The organism is Diaphorobacter ruginosibacter (genome assembly GCF_040396215.1).
GTDB lineage: Bacteria > Pseudomonadota > Gammaproteobacteria > Burkholderiales > Burkholderiaceae_C > Diaphorobacter_A > Diaphorobacter_A ruginosibacter_A.
In genome coordinates this window covers 1-3,939 of record NZ_JBEBOW010000207.1, presented here as the reverse complement: position 1 = coordinate 3,939, position 3,939 = coordinate 1, and the positions used below count along the sequence as shown (strand labels likewise).

General features: G+C 67.4%; 3 protein-coding genes. All 3 read right to left on the bottom strand.

The window, feature by feature from the left end; all coding sequences use genetic code 11:
* Window positions 1–25: 25 nt before the first annotated feature.
* Window positions 26–1,093: an undecaprenyldiphospho-muramoylpentapeptide beta-N-acetylglucosaminyltransferase gene (gene murG, locus ABWP92_RS16725; RefSeq protein WP_353236537.1), complete on the bottom strand. Its 1,068-nt coding sequence runs from the start codon at window positions 1,091–1,093 to the stop codon at window positions 26–28.
* Window positions 1,090–2,364, bottom strand: a complete 1,275-nt coding sequence (gene ftsW / locus ABWP92_RS16720; protein ID WP_353236536.1) for a putative lipid II flippase FtsW — start codon at window positions 2,362–2,364, stop codon at window positions 1,090–1,092. Before ftsW ends, murG begins: the two co-directional genes overlap by 4 nt.
* On the bottom strand, window positions 2,361–3,939 hold a 1,579-nt coding region (gene murD, locus ABWP92_RS16715), incomplete at its 5' end, for a UDP-N-acetylmuramoyl-L-alanine--D-glutamate ligase (protein WP_353236535.1). The genes murD and ftsW, both read right to left, overlap by 4 nt.

Genomic DNA, 3,939 nt, shown 5'->3' with positions numbered 1-3,939 from the left:
AAATGAATGTGACGGATGGCGTGCTTCATTGGGCCAGCTCCTCACATGCGGCCACCACCTCGCGGGTGGCATTCATCTTTTCCATTGACTTGGCCTTCAGCGCCTTCTCCAGCAGCTCGGGTCGCTGCAAATTCATGATCATGTCCGCCAGCCCGCGTGGCGCGAGATCCCGCTGCTGGATCAGCCAGCCGCCGCCCGCATCGACCAGAAACTTCGCGTTCGTGGTCTGGTGATCGTCGACGGCGGCGGGGAACGGCACATAGACCGCGGCCGCGCCAACGGCGGCAATTTCCGTCACGGTGCTGGCGCCGGCGCGGCAGACGATCAGGTCCGCGTCGGCGAATGCCGATGCGGTGTCGTCGATGAACGCGGTGAGCGTGGCCTGCACGCCCGCCGCCTCGTAATGGGCGCGCAGCGCATCGATCTGCGCGGCGCCGCTTTGGTGGACCACCTGCGGACGCTGCCCTTCGGGAATCAGCGCCAGCGCCTGCGGCACGATCTCGTTGAGCGCGCGCGCGCCCAGGCTTCCGCCAACCACCAGCAGCCGCAGCGGCCCATGGCGGCCCGCAAAGCGCTGCGCCGGATCGGGCTTGCGCGTGAACGCTTCACGCAGCGGATTGCCCACCCACAGCCCTTTGCCGAACACATTCGGGAACGCCGTAAAGATCCGGTCGGCCACGCCGGCCAGCACCTTGTTGGCCATGCCCGCCACGGAGTTCTGCTCGTGCAGCACCAGCGGCTTGCCCGCGAGCACACCCATCATTCCGCCGGGGAAGGTGACGTAGCCGCCCATGCCGATCACCACATCGGGCTTGATGCGCCGCATCACGGCAAACGCCTGCCAGAAGGCGCGCAGCAAATTGAGCGGCAACAGCACCAGCGTCTTCAGCCCCTTGCCGCGCACGCCGGAAAAATCGATGGTCTCCAGCGCAAAGCCATTGGCCGGGACGATGCGCGACTCCATGCTGCCGGGCGTGCCCAGCCAGTGCACGTCCCAGCCGCGCGCGCGCAGTTCTTCGGCCACGGCCAGGCCGGGAAAGATGTGGCCGCCGGTGCCGCCGGCCATGACGAGTGCGGTGCGCCCGGCGGTCATACGCGGCCTCCTCTCATCAGGACCTTGTTCTCATAGTCGACACGCAGGACCACGGCCAGCGCGACCAGATTCATCAGCACGGCCGATCCGCCGAAGCTCATCAGCGGCAGGGTCAGGCCCTTGGTGGGAAGCGCCCCCAGATTCACGCCCATGTTGATGAACGACTGGAAGCCGATCCACATCGCAATGCCCTGCGCCACCAGTCCGGAGAACACGCGGTCGAGCGCGATGGCCTGGCGGCCGATGTGCATGATGCGGCGGGTGAGCCACAGAAAAGCGACGATCAGGATCAGCACGCCCACGAGGCCGAACTCCTCGCCGATCACCGACAGCAGGAAATCGGTGTGCGCCTCGGGCAGCCAGTGCAGTTTCTCGACGCTGCCGCCCAGGCCCACGCCAAAAATCTCACCGCGCCCGATGGCGATCAGCGCATGCGATAGCTGGTAGCCCTTGCCCAGCGCGTGCTTCTCGCTCCAGGGATCGAGGTAGGCGAAGATCCGCTCGCGGCGCCATTCCGAGAACCAGACCATGCAGGCGAACGCCAGCAGCAGCACCGCCGCGATCAGGAAGAACATGCGCGCATTCACGCCGCCCAGAAACAGGATGCCCATGGCAACCACGGCGATCACCATGAACGCGCCCATGTCGGGCTCGGCCAGCAGCAGCGCGCCCACCACGGCGACGGATATGGCCATCGGCAGCACCGCGCGGAAGAATCGCTCCTTGACCTCCATCTTGCGCACCATGTAGTCGGATGCGTAGATCACCACCGCCAGCTTGGCCAGCTCGGACGGCTGGAAGTTCATGAACCCGAGCGACAGCCAGCGGCGCGCGCCGTTCACGACGGTGCCCACGTGCGGAATCAGCACCGCGACGAGCAGCAGGATGGAGACCACGAACATCCAGGGCGCATAGCGTTCCCAGACCTTCATCGGAATCTTGAACGTGAACCACGCGCAGATGAATCCGATGATCAGCGATAGCACGTGGCGCTTGACGAAATGGTAGTGCTCGATGTTGCCAAAGCGCGGATTGTCCGGCATGGCGATGGATGCCGAATACACCATCACCACGCCCCAGGCGAGCAACGCGATCACCACCCACAACAGCGCCTGGTCGAAGCCCACCATGCGCGCGGGCGTCGCGGCGGTCTGGCGGTATTCCGTGCCGCCGATACGCACCGGCAGCACGTCGGCGGCCTTCGCGGGGAGGCTGCCGAACATGCCGGTAAAACGCTGCCACAGGCTCGGGCGCTGCGCGTCGGTGCTCATGCATCGCCTCCCAGAAACTGTCCCGCATCATCGGCCAATGCGCTCACCGCATCGCAGAAAACCTGCGAGCGGTGGCCGTAGTTGTCGAACATGTCGAAGCTCGCGCAGGCCGGCGACATCAGCACCGCATCGCCCGCATGGGCATGCTGCGCCGCGGCCCGCACCGCCTCGGGCATGGTGGCCGCATGCAGCAGCGGCACGCCGGTATCCCGCAGCGCGGCTTCGATCTGCGGCGCATCGCGGCCGATCAGCACCACGGCCCGCGCATAGCGCGAGATCGGCTGCGCCAGCGGCGAGAAGTCCTGCCCCTTGCCATCGCCCCCGAGGATCACCACCAGGCGGCGCTCAGCGCCCAGGCCGCCGAGCGCGGCAACCGTCGCGCCGACGTTCGTGCCCTTGCTGTCGTCGAAATATTCCACCTCATTGACGATGCCCACCGGATCCACGCGATGCGGCTCGCCACGGTACTCGCGCAGGCCGAACAGCATCGGAGCGAGCGCGCAGCCCGCGGCATGCGCCAGCGCCAGCGCGGCCAGCGCGTTCATCGCGTTGTGCCGGCCACGGATGCGCAGCGCATCGGCGGGCATCAGGCGCTGGATGTACAGATCGGCATCCTGGACGCGCGCCTTGCGGCTGGTTTCATCCGCTTCGTGCGCGCGCACCAGCCACGCCATGCCGCCCACCATCTCGATGCCGAAATCGCCGGGCCGCTGCGGCATGTCCGCGCCAAACGTCACGTGCGCGCGAAGCTGCGGCTTCTGCAGCTTGACGCGCACTGGCGGCGGCAGCATGTCCATCACCATCTGGTCCTCACGATTGAGGATCATGAGCGCCTTCTCGCCAAAAATGCGCGCCTTGGCGGCCGCATAGGCCTGCAGGCTGCCATGCCAGTCCAGATGGTCCTGCGTGATGTTGAGCACCGTGGCCGCCGTGGGCTCGAAGCCCCTGGCGCCATCGAGCTGGAAGCTCGAAAGCTCCAGCACCCAGACTTCGGGCAGGGTGTCTTCGTCGAGATGCCGCGACAGCGTATCGAGCAGCGTCGGGCCGATATTGCCCGCCATCGCCACCGTCCTGTCGGCGCATTGCACGAGCAGCGCCGTCAGCGACGTCACGGTGGTCTTGCCGTTCGTGCCGGTGATGGCGAGCACGGAGGGCTGGTATGCGCGGCCTTGCGCCAGCTCGCGCAACGCCATGGCAAACAGGTCGAGCTCGCCGCCGACCGGGATCCGCGCCGCGCCGGCGGCTTCCATCACGGCGGCAATGGTGGCCGGGAACAATCCCGGCGAGCGGTACACGGCGTCCAGCGGCTGGCCGTTGACAAGCCCCGCATCCATCTCACCGGCCACGAAGCGCACCTGCGGCAGCTCCTGCTGGAGGCTTGCCAGTTGCGGAGGCGCATCACGCGTGTCGGCTACCGTCACGTCGGCGCCGCCGCGCACGCACCAGCGCGCCATCGCCATGCCGGAGGCGCCCAGCCCCAGGATCAGCACGCGCTTGCCTTGCAGGAACGGCTCGGCCACGGCCTGCGGCTCATCGGCCGGCGCGCTCTCCTGCACGGCTTGCGCATCCTCGGCG

Bases quoted from the DNA above. Each gene is read 5' to 3' on its own strand.
- murG (WP_353236537.1), bottom strand. From the start codon at position 1,093: ATGACCGCCGGGCGCACCGCACTCGTCATGGCCGGCGGCACCGGCGGC.
- ftsW (WP_353236536.1), bottom strand. From the start codon at position 2,364: ATGAGCACCGACGCGCAGCGCCCGAGCCTGTGGCAGCGTTTTACCGGC.